Origin of the sequence: Hydrogenophaga aromaticivorans, assembly GCF_013387465.1 — a bacterium.
Lineage (GTDB): Bacteria > Pseudomonadota > Gammaproteobacteria > Burkholderiales > Burkholderiaceae_C > Hydrogenophaga > Hydrogenophaga aromaticivorans.
Window position 1 is genome coordinate 50409 of record NZ_VYGV01000027.1, and the last position, 15834, is coordinate 66242.

Sequence of the window (15834 nt, forward strand, 5' to 3'; positions counted from 1 at the left end):
CAACAGGACAATTCGTGCACAACACGGGAGACACGGCCCATGGCCAAAACGATACCGAACTACGACCTGTATGGCGACCAGGCTTCGCCCGCCTGGTCGAATTCGTTCAGCTTTGAATGGATACCCCAGCGCTCGAAGCCCTACCAGTGGGAGATCCAGGTGCACCGGCACGACGCCTTCGTGCAACTGCTCTACCTGAGCGCGGGGTTTGCCGAGGTCACGGTCAACAACGCCCGCATCCGCGCCGATGCGCCCTGCTTCATCGTGATCCCCGCTGGCGCGGCGCACGGCTTCAGCTTCTCGCCGCAGGTGGACGGACCGGTGATCACCGCCACGCAGAAGGTGCTGGAGTCGATGGCCACGCTGTTGATGCCGGAGCTGCTGGCGGTGATCCGCACGCCGCGCGTGATTCCGCTGCCGGGCGACAACCGCCACGTGGATTCGCTGATGCCGCTGTTCCTGGCGCTGGAGCGCGAGTCGCGCATCCACGCCAGCGGGCAGACAGCCGCCGGCATGTCGCTGCTGACCGCGCTGCTGGTGCAGGTGGCGCGCATCGCCGGCGCGCCCGACGCGGGCACACGCGCCGAGCCGGCGGCGGGCTCGCGCAAGAACCGGCAGATCGAGCAGTTCAAGACCCTGCTCGACCAGCATTTCTGCGCGCACTGGCCGGTGCAGAACTACGCCGAGGCCTTGGGCCTCACGGCCGGCCAGCTCTCGCGCATCTGCCGCGAGGTGCTGGGCATGTCGAGCCTGGACGTGATCAACGCGCGCCTGCTGCACGAAGCGCAGCGCGATCTGGTCTACACCAGCAGCAGCATCAAGCAGCTGGCGGGCGAACTCGGCTTTGAAGACGACGCCTACTTCAGCCGCTTTTTCAAACGCCACACCGGTTTGAGCCCGCGCGAGTTCCGGGCGCAGGCGTTGGCGCAGTTGGCTGGGGCGCCAGCGCCGGAATGAACACAGACCTGGGTGGACGCGCAGAGGCGGTGCGCCCTGCGCCGCTCATGTCCCCCGACGCCGGCCTGCAGCCGACGTCTCCTCCTTTACTTCGCTTTGCAGGGCGCACCGCCTCTCCGCGTCTGGCAGGAGGGTTTCTCACCATCGAATGAAAAAACCCCCGGGGCCTGGCGGCACCGGGGTTTCGTGGGGAGAGGCTCCTTGGTCAGGCCGCCTTGAGGGCGCCCTTGTTTCTCCAGCGCTGGTAAGGACCGGTCTGGCTGATGATGGTGAAGGCCAGCGCGGCGAGGATGATGGCCGAGAGCGGCGTGGTGAAGAACTCGGTGAAGAACAGGCCCACGTCTTCGCCAGTCGACAACATCGCCTGGCGGTAGCTGCGGTCCATCAGCGGGCCGAGGATCATGCCCAGGATCACCGGCCCAACCTGGAAGCCGTACATCTTCAGGAAGTAGCCGAAGAGGCCAAAGCCCAGCATCCAGTAAACGTCCACCGGGTTGTTGTTGATCGAATACGCGCCCACCGCGGAGAGCACCAGGATCAGCGGCAGCAGCACCGGCTTGGGCGTCTCGACGATCTTGGCAAAGATCTTGATGCCGGTCAGGCCGAACACCAGCAGGAAGCAGTTGGCCAGCGTGAGCGATCCGACGATGAACCAGAACAGGTCGGGCGTTTCGGTCATCAGCAGCGGGCCGGGTTTGAGGCCGTGGATGTAGAGCGCACCGATGATCACGGCGGTGACCGCGTCACCCGGAATGCCGAGCGTGAGCATGGGCACGTAGGCACCACCCACCGACGCGTTGTTGGCCGACTCGGGCGCCACCAGACCTTCGTAGGCCCCCGTGCCGAACGGGCGCGAGGGGTTCTTCACCGTGCGCTTGGCGTGGTCGTAGGCCATGAGCGCGGCGATGTCACCACCGGCGCCGGGCAGCGCGCCCACCACCACGCCGATGGCGGAGGTGCGGGTGGCCAGCGGCAGGTGTTTGCGCACCAGCGCCCACGACGGGATGATCTTGCTCACGTTCTGCTTGATCGCCTTGATATTGAGTTCGTGCAACTGCGCGATCACCTCGGCCACGCCGAAGAAACCGATCATGGCGGCAATGTAGGAGATGCCGGCCGACATCTGCAGGCTGCCGAAGGTGAGGCGCTGTTCACCCGTCATCGGGTCAAGGCCCACGCACGAAATCAGCGCGCCCAGGGCACCGGCAAAGATGCCCTTGGAGAGCGATTCGCCCGAGAGGCTGCCAACCAGCAGGATGCCCCAGATCGCCAGCAACAGGTACTCGCGTGGTCCGAACTTCAGCGCCAGGCTGGACACCGCCGGCGCCGCCAGGGCCAGCGCCAGGATGCCGATGAAACCGCCATACACCGAGACCACGGTGGTGAGACCAATGGCCTGGCCGGCTTCACCGAGCTTCGCCAGCGGGTAGCCGTCCATGCCGGTGGCAATGGCCGAGGGCGCGCCCGGGATGTTGAGCAGGATGGCGCTGCGCGAGCCGCCGTACACACCGCCGAGGTAGATGCCGGAGATCAGGGCCAGCGCGTGGTGCACGTCCCACTTGAAGGTGAACGAGATCAGGATGGACACCGCCATCGTCACCGACAGGCCGGGGATGGCGCCGATGTAGATGCCGGCGAAGGTGCCCGCCGCGGTCAGCAACAGCATCTGCCAGTCCAGCCAGGACGACAGGAAATAGCCCAGTGCTTCAGTCATTTCAGGAACTCCGGCAGGAAGGGGCCGACGAGCGAACCGGCCGGCAGCACCACCGAGAAGGCGGTGCGGAAGACGATGAAGATGGCCACCAGCACCGCTGCGCTGATGAACAGGTTGAGCACCACGCGGCGGCTGCCCAGCAGGTACATGGACGCGGCCAGGAAGATGTACGAGGCGATCAGGAAGCCGATGTATTCCATGCCCAGCATGTACAGGAAGATCAGCACGGCGAAGGCGATCAGTTGCACCGGCGTGACCTTGCGGCCGAACTGCTGCAGCCAGGTTTCACCGTTCTCCAGGTTGAGCTTGGCGCGTGCGGTCTTCACGGCGTTGATCAGGCCGGTGACCAGCATGGCGAAGGCACAGACCATGGGGAAGCTGCCCGGCGCGGCCAGCGAGTCGAAACTGGAAATCTCGTAAGACGTCCACAGCAGGAAAACACTGACCAGAACGAGCAGCGCCATGAAGGTCAGCTCGCCGGCCAGCCGCGGATGGCTGGAGTGCATGGAGGGTCTCCTAAAGTTGGAAAAAGCAGAGGCCCCCTTCCCGGAGGAGGGGGAGCTTCTCTCACCCCCAGGGCACCGCCGGGCCGGCTTTGCCGGACGGCCAGTGCCGCCCCCTTGAGGGGGTCGCGCGCAGCGCGGCGGGGGTGTTCAACAAGCTCAGGGTTTCGCGATACCCAGCGTGGCCGGGTCCACCTTGGCGGTGCCCGCGTTCTGGTACAGCCAGGCGGTGGTGGACTGCCATTTCTTGATGAACTTCTCGGCTTCGGCACCGCCGATGTTCAGCATGGTCGTGCCACGGCCTTCCATCATCTTGCGGTACTGCGGGTTGTCGCCGGCCTTCTTGAACGCGGCCACCAGCTTGGCCTTGACGGGCTCCGGGGTGTCCTTCTTCACGAAGACGCCGTACCACGAGCCCCAGGGCAGGTACTTCGGCAGGCCTTTGAGCGACGGTGCATCGGTCATGGGTGCAATGCCCTGGAAGGGCTTGTTGTCCAGCACGCCCAGGGCCTTGAGGCGACCGGCCTTGATGTGCTCGATGGCGGCGCCCGAAGCGATGAAACCGATATCCAGGTGGCCGCCCTGCAGAGCGGCAATGGCCGGGCCGTCGCCGTCGAACGGCACCAGGATGGTTTCAAACTTGGTCAGGCTGCCGATCATGGTGTTGACCGTGTAAGGCACGGTGCCCTGACCTGCGATGTACTGCTTGACCTTCTTGGGGTTGGCCTGCACATGGCTCAACAGGTCCTGCATGGTGTTCCAGGGGGCATCGGGCTTGGCCACGAGCAGGATGGTGTTGGCGATGGCGGCGATGTTGACGGGGTAGAACTGGTCGTAGTCGAACTCGGCCATCTTCATCACGCGAAACAGGGCCTGCGGCTCGGCGCCCATCAGGATGGTGTAGCCATCGGACGGCTGCTGCAGCACGAAGTTGGCGCCGATGGCACCGGACGCACCGGGCTTGTTCTGCAGGATGATTTTCTTGCCCAGCGCTTCTTCAGCATACGGGGCATAGCCACGCATCGCCACGTCGGTGCCGCCACCAGCGCCCCACTGGATCACGGCGGTGACGTCGCGCTCGGGGTAGTTCTGCGCCTGTGCCAGGCCCGTGAAGCCCACGGTGGCCAGGGCTGCCACGGCAGCGCCGAGGAAGTGGCGTTTGGTTTGGTTCATCTGAATGTCTCCTGCTGTTGGTAAAAAAATCAAGCCCTCGGACCCGGACTCATGGGTTACACACAAGCTGTCTGAATAACCCCCAACGGTGTCCGCAGAGCGTTGCGGCCGGTTCATCGAAGGTCTTCAATGTAGGATCGGCTGGTTCGCTGGTCCATGAATTTGCACGGCTATCTGTTCGATCAATAAACCAAATAGATCGATCATCGACCGATTCTGGGGTTTGTCCCAATGCTGGAACGGCTGCCGCGGAGCGGCCTGGCAGTCCCGCGAACGCCACCGGAACCGCTGGGATCAGCGCCATCAAACGGCCGCCCATTCTGCCGAGCAGGCCCCCGGCGAAACCCGACGAATGCGGCCGTTGCCTGTCGTTTTCGTGCATCTTGTTCTCACGGCTCAGGCCGCTGCGCGCGCCGTGGCGTGGCGCGCGGCGAGGTACGCAAACACCTGGCCCGGGCCGAGGGTGATGCCCGGCGCGGTGTAGACGCCGCCCATGATGGAATGCATGTCGTTGCCCACGGCGTACAGGCCGCCGATGGGCTGGCCGCTGGCGTCGAGCACGCGGGCGTCGCCATCGGTGGCGAAGCCGGTGGCGGCGCCGATGTCGCCCGGGTAGAGCTTCACCGCGTAGTAGGGCGCGGTCTGCAGCGGGCCCAGGTTGGGGTTCTTGCCGCCAGCCGCGGCGTCGCCGATGTTCTGCTGGTAGGCCGTGACACCGCGCTGGAAGTCCGGGTCCACGCCGGTCTGCGCGTAGCCGTTGATCTTCTGCACGCTGGCTTTCAGGCCGGCGGCGCTGATGCCGAGCTTCTGCGCCAGCCCGTCAAGCGAGTCGCCCCGCGTCAGGTAACCGTCGGACAGGAACGGTGCCATGTCTTTGGCGCTGGCGCCGGGCCGCACCATGCCGATGCCGTATTTGCGCAGCGCTTCGGCGTCGCAGATCAGATAGGCCGGCACGCTGCGGGCGCTTTGCATCGCCATGCCGAACAGGTGGTACGAGGTGCTTTCGTTGACGAAGCGCTCACCGGCCTGGTTGACGGTGAGCATGCCGGGCTTGGCGCGGTCCATCACGAAGTGCGGGAACACCGCAGTGCTGCCGTCGGGCCGCTGGCGCAGCGAGACCGGTGCCCAGAAGGCGTTGGAGAGACCGCCCTGCCCGTATTGCGCACCCAGGTCGCGGGCCAGGTCGTGCGCCGCGCCAGTGTGGCCGGGCGCGGCGGGGCACCAGCCGATGTCGGCACCGGGCAGCATGGCCTGGCGCAGGCCGGTGTGGCGGTTGAAACCGCCGCTGGCCAGCACCACACCACCGCGCACCCGCACCGTGCGGCGCTCGCTGCCCTGCACGAGCTCCACCGTTTCAATACCGCTGGCGCCGCGGCCGAACTGCTCGACCGAGGTGTCGAGCGCGAGCGTCACGCCCGCGTGTTTCGACAACGAATGCAGCAGGCGCGCCACCAGCGCGTTGCCCATCACCAGGCGCGTGCCGCGCGGGTAGCGCAGGCGGTCCGCCGCGTGGCGCAGGATGATCCTGAGCGAATGCCTGAACGAGGCGAACGACTTCGTGAGCGCGAGCAGGTGGTTGATGTCGGTGCGGTCGACCATCATCCCGCCGAGCACGGTGAATTCGGGAATCGGCGGGCGCACCAGGCGGAACAGGTCACCCAGCAGCCGGCCGTCGAACGGCAACGGCTCCAGCGCGCGGCCGGCGAGCGTGGAACCACCGAGGTCGGAGATGTAGTCCGGGTGCTTGGGGTACGGCCGGTATCTCACCTCGGAATGGGTCTCGATGTGGCGGATCACGGCGGGGCCGTGGTCCAGGAAGGCCTGGCGCAGCGCCGCCGGCGTGCGATCGCCGATGGCGTTGGTGAGGTAGCGCGCGGCGTCGGCCAGCGTGTCCGCCGGGTTCACCTTGGCGGCGTGGTGCGTGCCCGGCACCCAGGTGGTGCCCGCCGACCAGGCCGTGGTGCCGCCCACGAACCCGGTGCGCTCGACCAGCAGCACCCGCTGGCCGTCGATGGCCGCGAACAGCGCGGCCGCCATGCCGGCGCCACCGGCACCGATCACGACCAGGTCGAACGCGGCGTCGGCGGGGAGTTTGCTCAGCGAGTTCAGGACTTGCATGGTCACTTGCCCAACAGGAAATCGACCATCAAGTCCCGGACCCGCGCAAACATGTGGGCGCCGGTCATCGTGGCGCAGCCTTTTTCGCGTGCGGCCGCAATGAACGGCGTGATGGCCGGCGCGGTGATCACGCAGCCGCAGAACATGCGGGCGTCGAGCGTCTCCACCTGCAGCGGATAGGGATCGCTCTCTTTCATGCCCACCGGCGTGGCGTTGATCACGATGTCAAAGCCCGTCGGGTCGGCGCTGCCATGGCTCACCGGGCACTGCTTCAACCCGGCCAGGCGCTCCACCAGCGCGGTGCGGCGCTGGTCGTCCGGATCGAAGATCGCGAGTTCGCTCACGCCGTCCATCACCAGCGCGTGCGCAATGGCAGAACCGGCGCCGCCCGCGCCCACCAGCAGCGCTTTCTGGCCCGCTGGCTGGCCGCCGTTGTCCTGCATGGCGGTGACGAAGCCCAGACCGTCGAACATGTCGCCATGCCAGCTGCCGTCGGCGTTGCGGCGCATGGTGTTGACCGTGTGCAGAAAGGCGGCGCGCTCGGAGGTGGTTGCGCAGAGATCGGTGCAAGCGAACTTGTGCGGCACCGTCACGATGATGCCGTCCACGTTCTGCGCCAGCGAGGCGCCACGCACCCAGTCGGCCAGGTGGGCAGGCGACACATGGGCCGGCACGCAGATGGCGTTGCGCCCGTGGTCGGCAAAGGCCTGCGTCACGCCCGCCGGGGATTTCACCTGGGCGATCGGGTCGCCGACGATGAAGTGGATGCGGCTCGCGCCGCTGAGGGTTTGATGCATGGGTCTTGTCTCCTGCAGGTCGGTTCACACCCGTTGGCCGGGTTGTTGGCGCCGATCATATCCAAAAGTGGAATCGTATTCAATTATTGAATATTGTTCTTTTTTTGACTAGACTTCAGGCAGGAGACAACAAATGCCCGAATTGAGCACCCCAAACCCAGAGACACCGCCGGGCTGGCTTCGCCAGACGGCTGGTGTCGTCCCCCTGCAGGGGGAAGCCGCGCAGCGGCGCAGGGGAGGAGCCACGAGCCTGCTCGTCGTGGGTGCCGGCGCCATTGGCCGCACCCACATCGACCGCATCGGCCGTTCGCCGCAACTGGCCCTGGCCGGTATCGCCGACCCGACCGACGCCGGTCGCTCGCTGGCGGACAGCCTGGGTGTGCCCTGGGCCGCCAGCCACGGTGAACTGCTGGAGCGCGTGAAGCCGCAGGGCGCGATCGTCGCCACGCCCAATGCCACGCATGTGCCGGTGGCGCTGGACTGCCTGGCGCGTGGTGTGGCGGTGCTGGTGGAAAAGCCCGTGGCCGACACGGTGGCCGAAGCGCAGGCGCTGGTGGATGCACAGGCGCGCAGCGGCGTGCCGGTGCTGGTGGGACACCACCGCCGCCACAACCCGATCAACCGCCGGGCGCGCGAGATCGTGGCCAGCGGGCAGCTCGGCCACATCGTGACCGCCAACGTGATGGCCACCTTCTTCAAGCCCGAGGCCTACTTCGAAGCCGCCTGGCGCCGCCAGCCCGGTGGCGGTCCGGTGCTGATCAACCTGATCCACGAGATCGACCAGCTGCGTTTTCTCTGCGGCGAGATCACGCAGGTGCAGGCCATCAGCAGCAACGCCGTGCGCGGCTTCGCGGTGGAAGACACGGCCGCCGCGCTGCTGCGGTTCGAGAACGGCGCGCTGGGCACGGTGGTACTGTCGGACACCGCCACGGCGCCCTGGTGCTGGGACTTCAGCGCCGGCGAACAGGACCAGTACCCGCGCCAGGCGGTGCAGTCGCACTTCATCGCCGGCACGCACGGCTCGCTCTCGCTGCCCGACCTCTCGCTCTGGCACTACCGTGGCGAGCGCAGTTGGCACGCCGAGATCACGCGCGAGCAGACCGTGGCGCTCAAGGCCGACCCCTACACCGAGCAGTTGCTGCACTTCGCGGCCGTGGTCCTTGGCGAAGAAGCCCCGCTGTGCAGCGCGCTCGACGGGCTGCGCACCCTGCAGGCCACGCTGGCCGTGCTGGAAGCGGCAACCGCCGGCGCACCTGTCTCCTGTACCGTTTGAGCCTCCCCTCAGAACACACGGAACCCACCCCATGAACGGCGTCCTCGAACGAACCCTCGGCATCCTCGAACTGCTGTCACAACACGGCGAAGGCATGGAACTCGCCGCCGTGGCGGACCAGCTCAACATCCCGCGCAGCGCCGTGCACCGCCTGCTGGCCGACCTGGTGCGCCTGGGTTATGTGCGCCAGGCGCGAGGCCATGGTGACTACCTGCTCACCACCAAGCTGGTGAGCATGGGCCTCTCCTACCTCAGCAACAGCGGCATCGTGGACATCGCGCAGCCCCTGCTCAACCGCCTGGCCGAGCTGTCGGGCGAACTGGTGCGCCTCTCGGTGGTGGACGGTGAACGCCTCACCTGGGTCGCCCGCGCACAAGGCGCCCGCCAGGGCCTGCGCTACGACCCCGACATGGGCAGCGACGCCCGCCTCTCGTGTTCGTCTTCCGGCTGGGCCTGGATGTCCACACTGGAAGACAACGCCGGCATGGCCCTCGTCGCCAAGCAGGGCTTGGGCCTGCCCGAGCAGTTTGGCCCGGCCGCCCCGACCACCCTGCAGGCGGTGCTGGATGCCGTGCACGCCACGCGCGAACGCGGCTACAGCCTGACGGTGGACACCTACAGCCTGGGCCTGTCCGCCATGTCGGCGCCGGTGCGTTTTGCCGGCCAGCCGGCCATGGGCGTGATCACCATCGCCGGCCCCACGGTGCGCTTCACCGTCGAGCGCATGGAAGCGCTGGCGCCCGAACTGCTGTCCATCGCCTCGCAACTGGCCGCGGCCAGCGGGGCTTCGCCCTTCTTCCAGCTCACGGCGGAGACGGGCGCCCCTGGCGACGTCAAAAGCCGCAAGCCGATCTACGCGGTCTGAACATGTCTCCCCCCCGTTGCTTGCTCGCTGCGCCCCGGATTGCCGCCTCAAGCGGCAATACGCTTAGCCGCATACCCCCTTCAGGGGGCGACACCAACGGCCCGGCGAAGCCGGTTCCGCGGTGTCCCTGGGTTGGGGCTGCCTCATGAGCGTCGTCCAGTGTGATCTCCTGGTGATCGGCTCCGGCGCTGGGGGGCTGTCTGCGGCTGTGACGGCCGCGCACCTGGGTCTCAAGGTCATCGTCGCGGAAAAAGACGCCCAGTTCGGCGGCACCACCGCCTGGTCGGGCGGCTGGATGTGGCTACCGCGCAATCCGCTGGCGGTGGAGGCCGGCATCGTCGAACCGATTGACGAGCCGCTGGCCTACCTGCGCCACGAGCTCGGCGACCGCTTCGACGAAGCCCGCGCCCGCGCTTTCCTTGAAGCGGCACCGCGCATGGTGGAGTTTTTCCGCTCCAACACCGCGCTGCGCTTCATCGACGGCAACGCCATCCCCGATTTCCACGGCCGCACGCCACACGCGTCGCTCGGTGGCCGATCGCTGTGCGCTGCGCCCTTTGACGGCCGCCGCCTGGGCGCGCGCATCGCCGACCTCAAGCCGCCCCTGCCCGAGACCACGCTCTGGGGCATGGGCATCGCCTCGGGTGCCGAGCTGCGCCACTTCTTCAACGCCTTGCGCAAACCGGCTTCACTCTGGTACGTCACCCAGCGCGTGCTGGCGCACGCGAAAGACCTGCTGCTGCACCGCCGTGGCATGCGGTTGCTGAACGGCAACGCGCTGATCGCCAGCCTGGCTGCTTCGGCCCTGGAAGCCGGTGTCGACATCCGCACCCGATGCCCGGCCCGGCGCCTGCTGCGCGACGGGGAACGGGTGAGCGGCGCGGTGCTCGCCACGCCCGAGGGCGCCATGGAAGTGCAAGCCCGCTGCGGCGTGGTGCTGGCCTGCGGCGGCTTCCCGCACGACGATCAGCGCAAACGCGCCCTGCTGCCGCACGCCCCCACCGGAAAAGAACATTGGTCGGCCGCTTCGCGCGGCAACACCGGCGACGGCCTGCGCCTGGGCGAAACCGCCGGTGGCCAGGTGGCCACCGATGGCTCGCAGGCCGCGGCGCTGGCCCCGGTGTCGCTGGTGCCGCGCGCCGACGGCTCGTTCGCGCACTTCCCGCACCTGATCGAGCGCGGCAAACCGGGCCTGATCGCCGTCACCCGGCGCGGACAACGCTTCACCAACGAAGCCGACTCGTACCACGACTTCATGCAAAACCTGCTGGCCGCGTTGCCCGCCGGCGAGCCGGTGCAGGCCTGGCTGGTCTGCGACCACGCCTTCATGCGCCACTACGGCCTGGGCGCCGCCAAGCCGGCCCCGATGCCGCTGGCACCGATGATCGCCAATGGCTACGTGAAGCGTGGCCAGTCGCTGGTCGATCTGGCCAAGGTCTGCGGCATCGATGGCGATGCCCTGCAGAAGACGGTGCAACGCTACAACGCCATGGCACTCGCAGGCAAAGACGATGACTTCGCCAAAGGCGACACCCCTTACAACCGCATGCAGGGCGATGCACCTTTTGCGGCGGAAAAAGGCTGGCCCAACCCCTGCATGGGACCGCTGGAACGCGGTCCGTTCTACGCCGTGAAGGTGGTCGCCGGCAGCCTCGGCACCTTTGCCGGGCTGAAGACCAACGCCAACGCCCAGGTGCTCGACGCGCAGGGCCAGCCCATCGCCGGCCTGTACGCCGGCGGCAACGACATGAATTCGATGATGGCCGGGCACTACCCCAGCGGCGGCATCACGCTGGGACCGGCCATGGTCTTTGGATTTCTTGCGGCTCACCACGCTGCCGGACGCGAGCCCTCACCCCAGCCCTCTCCAAAACCATCACGCGATGGAGAGGGAACCCGACACCGCCTTTGACAGACACCACCCAACCCAGGACACCCCACATGTACTACGAACTCGCCACCATGACCCTGCCGTTCGGCACCGCCGGCACGGCCGCCCAGAACGTGCAAGCCTACTGCGCCGCGCCGGAGGCGAAAGGCGAGCTGCTCGCCTGCTGGTTCACCGACATCGGCCCGCTCAACCAGATGATCGTGCTGCGTGGCTTTGCGTCGTTGACCGACCTGCAGGCCGAGCGCGAACGCACGCAACAAAGCGCTTCACCCTTCGGCAACGGCGAGATCTTCCAGACGCTGGAACAACACAGCTACCAGGGCTTCCCGTGGATGAAGCCGGTGCGCCCGAGCGCCGAGAGCGGCATCACCGGCCCGGTGTACGAGATCCGCACCTACGGCATCAAGCCGGGCGGCGTGCAGCCCACCATCGACCTCTGGGAAGAGTACGTGCCGGCGCGCGACCAACTCTCGCCCTGCGTGGTCGCCATGGTCGCGCTCGACGGTCCGCTGCGCTTCACCAACATCTGGGCCTACCCCACGCTTGACGCGCGCTCCAAGGCCCGCGCCGATGCGGTCGCACAAGGCATCTGGCCGCCCAAGGGTGGCCCGGCGCACCTGACCACGAACATGGTCTCCACCATCGCACTGCCCACCGCGGTGTCACCCCTGAAGTGAGGCTGTGATGACACGCGTCTATTCACTCGCCTACCTGTCGTCCCACCGCTGCACGCCCCCGGAAGCAATCCGCGTCGCTGCGGCCAACGGCTACCAGTTCGTGGGCCTGCGACTGTGGCCCAACGCGCCAGGCGCACCGCAGCAGTTCCTGCTCGGTAAACCCGACGTGCTGAAAGAAACACAGGCCGCGATGGCCGACACCGGCGTGGGCATCTTCGATGTGGAGATCATCCGCATCGGCGAAGCCTTCGACCCGCACACCTGGGATCCGCTCTACAACGCCTGCGCCGCGCTCAAAGCCAAAGCCATCCTTATCGCCGGTGACGACACCAACGAGGCGCGCCTGACGCAGAACTACGCCCGCCTGTGCGAGGTGATGCGGCCCTACGGCCTGACGGCCGATCTGGAGTTCATGCCCTGGACGGCGGTGAAGGACGCCAAGAGCGCGCTGCGGGTCGTGCAGAACGCCGGTTCACCGGCCAACGCCGGCATCCTGGTCGACGCGCTGCACTTCGGCCGCTCGACCACCACGCTGGATGACATCCGCGCCATCCCGCGCGAACTGCTGCACTACGCGCAGATCTGCGACGCCGTGGCCGGCACGCACTTCACGGTCGAAGAAATGATCCACACCGCGCGCTGCGAGCGCCTGCTGCCGGGCGATGGAAGCATCGACGTGCAGGGCCTGTTCGACGCCCTGCCCGCCGACCTGCCGGTGAGTGTGGAGGTGGTGAACTTCGAGCGCGAGAAAACCGCTGGGCCCGGCGAATGGGCTGGCATCTGCATGGCTGCAAGCCGTCCGTTCGTCGAGCCTCGCGCCTGATCGGAGAGACATCCATGGTGATTCCGTTCGATCACATTTCGCGGTTGCCGTTTTTCTTTGGCGCCCGCTGGTTCAGCAGTGCTTGACTGACCCACCCCTGCGGCGCTTCGCGCGCCTTCCAGGCCGGGGCTTCGTCAGAGCCGAAGCCTCTTCGGGCTGTCCGAGCCTGCGCAGGCAGGCTCAGAGCCGCAGCCCTCAGCCCCCCCAAGGGGGCGACACCAGCCGTCCGGCAGAGCCGGCCCGGCGGTGTCCCCGGTCAAGCCAACTTCACCCATCTCGAAAGAACCCCATGGATTTCGCCCTCAACGACGAACAGAAAATGATGATCGACACCATCCGTCGCTTCATCGCCGAAGAACTGCACCCGCTGGAAGATGCGCTGGAAAACACCGGCGCGCTGCCCGATGCCGATGCGCGCCGCATCCACGCCAAAGCCAAAGAACTGGGCCTGTTCGCGCTCAACATGCCGGCCGAACTCGGCGGTGGCGGCCTGTCGAATCTGGACCGCATCATCTGCGAAGAGCAGTTCGGCCACACCAGCGACATGCTGATCCGCCGCGCCTTCGGCAACGTCTACGAACCGCTGCTGCACTGCAAGGGTGAGCAGATCGAACGCTGGCTCAAACCGGCGGTGGAAGGCACACGCACCTGCGCCATCACCATCACCGAATCCGGCGCCGGCTCGGACGCAGCCGGCATCAAGACCCACGCCAAGCGCAACAGCGAAGGCCAGTGGGTGCTCAACGGCAGCAAACACTTCATCAGCGACGGCGTGTGGTCCGACTTCTTCCTGGTGTCCGCGAAAACAGGCGAGAAAGAGATCAGCATGTTCATGGTCGACAAGGGCCTGCCCGGTTTCACCGTCGGCAAGGACCAGGCCATGATGGGCATCCGTGGCACGCCGCACCTGGAGCTGTTCTTCGACAACGTGGTGCTGGACGACGCCACCCTGCTCGGCGAGCAGGGCCAGGGCTTCAAGCTGGCCATGGGTGCGCTCAACGTGGTGCGCCTGGCGCAGGTGGGCGCGCGCGCGGTGGGCAAGGCCACGCACGTGTGCGAGCTGATGCTCAACTACGCCAACGACCGCAAGCAGTTCAACACGAAGATCGGCGACTTCCAGATGGTCCAGCAGATGCTGGCCGACAGCGTGATCGAGATCAATGCCGCGCGGTGGATGGTCTACCACGCCGCCTGGATGCTGGACCAGGGCCTGGACGCGCGCGAACAGATCGCCATGGTCAAGGTGCACGCGGCCGAAACCCTGGGCCGCGTGGTGGACCGCGCGGTGCAGGTGTTCGGCGGCATGGGCTTCTGCAAGGAACTGCCGATCGAGCGCTATTACCGCGACGCGCGCATCTACCGCATCTTTGACGGCACCAGCGAGATCCACCGCGGTGTGATCGCCAAGAGTGCGCTGAAAAAAGGCGCCGTGTTGTTCGACGTGAACCGGTGAATACCATGAACAGCAAATTCATGACCGCTGCAGAAGCAGCGAACCTGATCAAAGACGGCGACACCGTGGGCCTGATGGGCGGCGGCGGTGGCCTGATGGAGGCCACGCACGTGTTCGAAGCGGTGCAGGCGCGCTACCTCTCCACGCAACAACCGCGCAACCTCACGGTGATGCACGCGCTGGGCATCGGCGACAAGAAGACCAAGGGCATGAACTGCTTCGCACACGAAGGCCTGGTGAAGAAGGTCATCGGCGGCCACTGGGTCTGGTCGCCGGCGATGCAGCAGCTCGCGCTCAGCAACCAGATCGAGGCCTACATCCTGCCCGGCGGCGTATCCAGCCAGCTCATGCGCGAGATCGGCGCCGGCCGGCCCGGCCTCATCAGCCACGTGGGCCTGGGCACGGTCTGCGACCCGCGCTTTGGTGGCGGGCGCATGAACGCCGCCGCGAAAGACGACCTCGCCGAGGTGATCCAGATCGACGGCCGCGAATGGCTGCGCTACAAGCCCTTCCCAATCCACGTCGCCATCGTGCGCGCCAGCGCGGCCGATGAAGACGGCAACATCAGCTTCGAACACGAGGCCGCCAACCTCGACGCGCAGTCGCTCGCGCTGGCCGCGCGCAACAGCGGCGGCACGGTGATCGTGCAGGTCAAGGAACGCTTGCCGAAAGGCGCGCTCAAGGCGCGCGAAGTGCGCATCCCCTCGGCCTGGGTGGACGCCATCGTGGTGGACCCCGCCCAACAGACCAGCTACGACATCCCGTTCGACCCGGCCTTCAGCGGCGAACTCACGGGCGACGCCCGCGCGGCCAGCGAAGCGGAAGACCACGCACGCGAACTCGCCGCCTCACAGGAAGCCTTCAGCGAACGCCAGGCCGTGGCGCGCCGCGCCCACATTGAACTCTTCAACACCGGCAAGGCGCGCCCGGTCATCAACTACGGCGTGGGCGTGCCCGACGCGGTCGCCAAGCTGATCGCCGCGCGCAACGAGCAGCACCGCATCTACCAGACCATCGAACACGGCACCTACGGTGGCACGCTGATGGACGGCGTGCTGTTCGGTTACGCACGCAACGCCACGGCCATGCTGGACGCGGCGACACAGTTCGACTTCTATGGCGGCGGCGGGCTGGACGTGGCCTGCCTGGGCTTTGGTGAATTCGACACCGAGGGCAGCGTCAACGTCTCGCGCCTGGGCGGCGTCACCGTCGGCCCCGGCGGCTTCATCGACATCGCGCAGAACGCGAAGAAGGTGGTGTTCTGCGGCACGCTGGCGGCCAAGGGCGTGAAGCTGCAGACCGGCGACGGCCAGATGCGCGTGCTGCAGCAGGGCAGCGTGAAAAAGCTCGTGAAACAGGTCGACCAGATCACCTTCAGCGGCCCGCAGGGCCTGGTGCGCGGGCAGGAGGTGCTCTACCTCACCGAACGCGGCAGCTTCCGCCTCACGCCACAGGGCGTCGAGCTGTACGAGATCGCGCCCGGCATCGACCTGCAGCGCGACATCCTCGACCAGATGGACTTTGTGCCGCTGGTTGCCCAAGACCTGAAGGTCATGGACAGCGCACACTTCACGGCTGCTTGAACACCCC

13 protein-coding genes are annotated in these 15834 nt (G+C 67.0%); 8 read left to right on the top strand and 5 right to left on the bottom strand.

All coding sequences use genetic code 11. The annotated features are described in order from the left end of the window. Positions 1 to 39: 39 nt before the first annotated feature. On the top strand, positions 40 to 957 hold the full coding sequence (locus tag F3K02_RS24770; RefSeq protein WP_177139058.1) for a helix-turn-helix domain-containing protein: 918 nt from the start codon (positions 40 to 42) through the stop codon (positions 955 to 957). A 205-nt stretch (positions 958 to 1162) separates the two neighbouring features. Here F3K02_RS24770 and F3K02_RS24775 read toward each other — a convergent pair whose 3' ends face one another. The 5 genes from F3K02_RS24775 to F3K02_RS24795 form a co-directional block, all read right to left on the bottom strand. After that, on the bottom strand, positions 1163 to 2671 hold the full coding sequence (locus F3K02_RS24775; RefSeq protein ID WP_177139059.1) for a tripartite tricarboxylate transporter permease: 1509 nt from the start codon (positions 2669 to 2671) through the stop codon (positions 1163 to 1165). Next, positions 2668 to 3177 (bottom strand): tripartite tricarboxylate transporter TctB family protein, encoded by a 510-nt coding sequence (locus F3K02_RS24780; protein WP_177139060.1) that lies wholly within the window; start codon positions 3175 to 3177, stop codon positions 2668 to 2670. Before F3K02_RS24780 ends, F3K02_RS24775 begins: the two co-directional genes overlap by 4 nt. 156 nt (positions 3178 to 3333) lie before the next feature. Next, a complete protein-coding gene (locus F3K02_RS24785; protein WP_177139061.1) occupies positions 3334 to 4347 on the bottom strand; it encodes a Bug family tripartite tricarboxylate transporter substrate binding protein in 1014 nt (337 codons plus the stop codon). A gap of 396 nt (positions 4348 to 4743) precedes the next feature. Then, complete coding sequence (locus F3K02_RS24790; protein WP_177139062.1) at positions 4744 to 6465, bottom strand: FAD-dependent oxidoreductase; 1722 nt, start codon at positions 6463 to 6465, stop codon at positions 4744 to 4746. A 2-nt stretch (positions 6466 to 6467) separates the two neighbouring features. Then, a complete protein-coding gene (locus tag F3K02_RS24795; protein WP_177139063.1) occupies positions 6468 to 7262 on the bottom strand; it encodes a shikimate dehydrogenase family protein in 795 nt (264 codons plus the stop codon). A gap of 133 nt (positions 7263 to 7395) precedes the next feature. On the opposite strand from F3K02_RS24795, the gene F3K02_RS24800 reads away from it, so the two are divergent. The 7 genes from F3K02_RS24800 (at position 7396) to F3K02_RS24830 (ending at position 15827) form a co-directional block, all read left to right on the top strand. Then, a complete protein-coding gene (locus F3K02_RS24800; RefSeq protein WP_177139064.1) occupies positions 7396 to 8535 on the top strand; it encodes a Gfo/Idh/MocA family protein in 1140 nt (379 codons plus the stop codon). A 31-nt stretch (positions 8536 to 8566) separates the two neighbouring features. Beyond that, positions 8567 to 9400, top strand: coding sequence for an IclR family transcriptional regulator (locus F3K02_RS24805; RefSeq protein ID WP_177139066.1), 834 nt, complete (start codon positions 8567 to 8569; stop codon positions 9398 to 9400). A gap of 145 nt (positions 9401 to 9545) precedes the next feature. Next, a complete protein-coding gene (locus F3K02_RS24810) occupies positions 9546 to 11312 on the top strand; it encodes an FAD-dependent oxidoreductase (RefSeq protein ID WP_177139067.1) in 1767 nt (588 codons plus the stop codon). A gap of 29 nt (positions 11313 to 11341) precedes the next feature. Continuing rightward, on the top strand, positions 11342 to 11968 hold the full coding sequence (locus F3K02_RS24815; protein ID WP_177139068.1) for an NIPSNAP family protein: 627 nt from the start codon (positions 11342 to 11344) through the stop codon (positions 11966 to 11968). A gap of 7 nt (positions 11969 to 11975) precedes the next feature. Continuing rightward, positions 11976 to 12791: a sugar phosphate isomerase/epimerase family protein gene (locus F3K02_RS24820; RefSeq protein WP_177139069.1), complete on the top strand. Its 816-nt coding sequence runs from the start codon at positions 11976 to 11978 to the stop codon at positions 12789 to 12791. A gap of 289 nt (positions 12792 to 13080) precedes the next feature. Continuing rightward, positions 13081 to 14244 carry an acyl-CoA dehydrogenase family protein gene (locus tag F3K02_RS24825; RefSeq protein WP_177139070.1) on the top strand — a complete coding sequence of 388 codons (1164 nt, stop codon included), beginning with the start codon at positions 13081 to 13083 and terminating at the stop codon, positions 14242 to 14244. A gap of 5 nt (positions 14245 to 14249) precedes the next feature. Beyond that, entirely contained in the window at positions 14250 to 15827 is a 1578-nt protein-coding gene (locus F3K02_RS24830; protein WP_177139071.1) for an acyl CoA:acetate/3-ketoacid CoA transferase, read from the top strand. The last annotated feature ends 7 nt before the right edge of the window (positions 15828 to 15834 follow it).

Excerpts from the sequence above, each read along its gene's own strand:
- F3K02_RS24785 (WP_177139061.1), bottom strand. The coding sequence starts at position 4,347 with ATGAACCAAACCAAACGCCACTTCCTCGGCGCTGCCGTGGCAGCCCTG.
- F3K02_RS24830 (WP_177139071.1), top strand. The coding sequence starts at position 14,250 with ATGAACAGCAAATTCATGACCGCTGCAGAAGCAGCGAACCTGATCAAA.
- F3K02_RS24795 (WP_177139063.1), bottom strand. The coding sequence starts at position 7,262 with ATGCATCAAACCCTCAGCGGCGCGAGCCGCATCCACTTCATCGTCGGC.
- F3K02_RS24800 (WP_177139064.1), top strand. The coding sequence starts at position 7,396 with ATGCCCGAATTGAGCACCCCAAACCCAGAGACACCGCCGGGCTGGCTT.
- F3K02_RS24820 (WP_177139069.1), top strand. The coding sequence starts at position 11,976 with ATGACACGCGTCTATTCACTCGCCTACCTGTCGTCCCACCGCTGCACG.
- F3K02_RS24810 (WP_177139067.1), top strand. The coding sequence starts at position 9,546 with ATGAGCGTCGTCCAGTGTGATCTCCTGGTGATCGGCTCCGGCGCTGGG.
- F3K02_RS24825 (WP_177139070.1), top strand. The coding sequence starts at position 13,081 with ATGGATTTCGCCCTCAACGACGAACAGAAAATGATGATCGACACCATC.
- F3K02_RS24815 (WP_177139068.1), top strand. The coding sequence starts at position 11,342 with ATGTACTACGAACTCGCCACCATGACCCTGCCGTTCGGCACCGCCGGC.
- F3K02_RS24770 (WP_177139058.1), top strand. The coding sequence starts at position 40 with ATGGCCAAAACGATACCGAACTACGACCTGTATGGCGACCAGGCTTCG.
- F3K02_RS24805 (WP_177139066.1), top strand. The coding sequence starts at position 8,567 with ATGAACGGCGTCCTCGAACGAACCCTCGGCATCCTCGAACTGCTGTCA.
- F3K02_RS24775 (WP_177139059.1), bottom strand. The coding sequence starts at position 2,671 with ATGACTGAAGCACTGGGCTATTTCCTGTCGTCCTGGCTGGACTGGCAG.
- F3K02_RS24790 (WP_177139062.1), bottom strand. The coding sequence starts at position 6,465 with ATGCAAGTCCTGAACTCGCTGAGCAAACTCCCCGCCGACGCCGCGTTC.
- F3K02_RS24780 (WP_177139060.1), bottom strand. The coding sequence starts at position 3,177 with ATGCACTCCAGCCATCCGCGGCTGGCCGGCGAGCTGACCTTCATGGCG.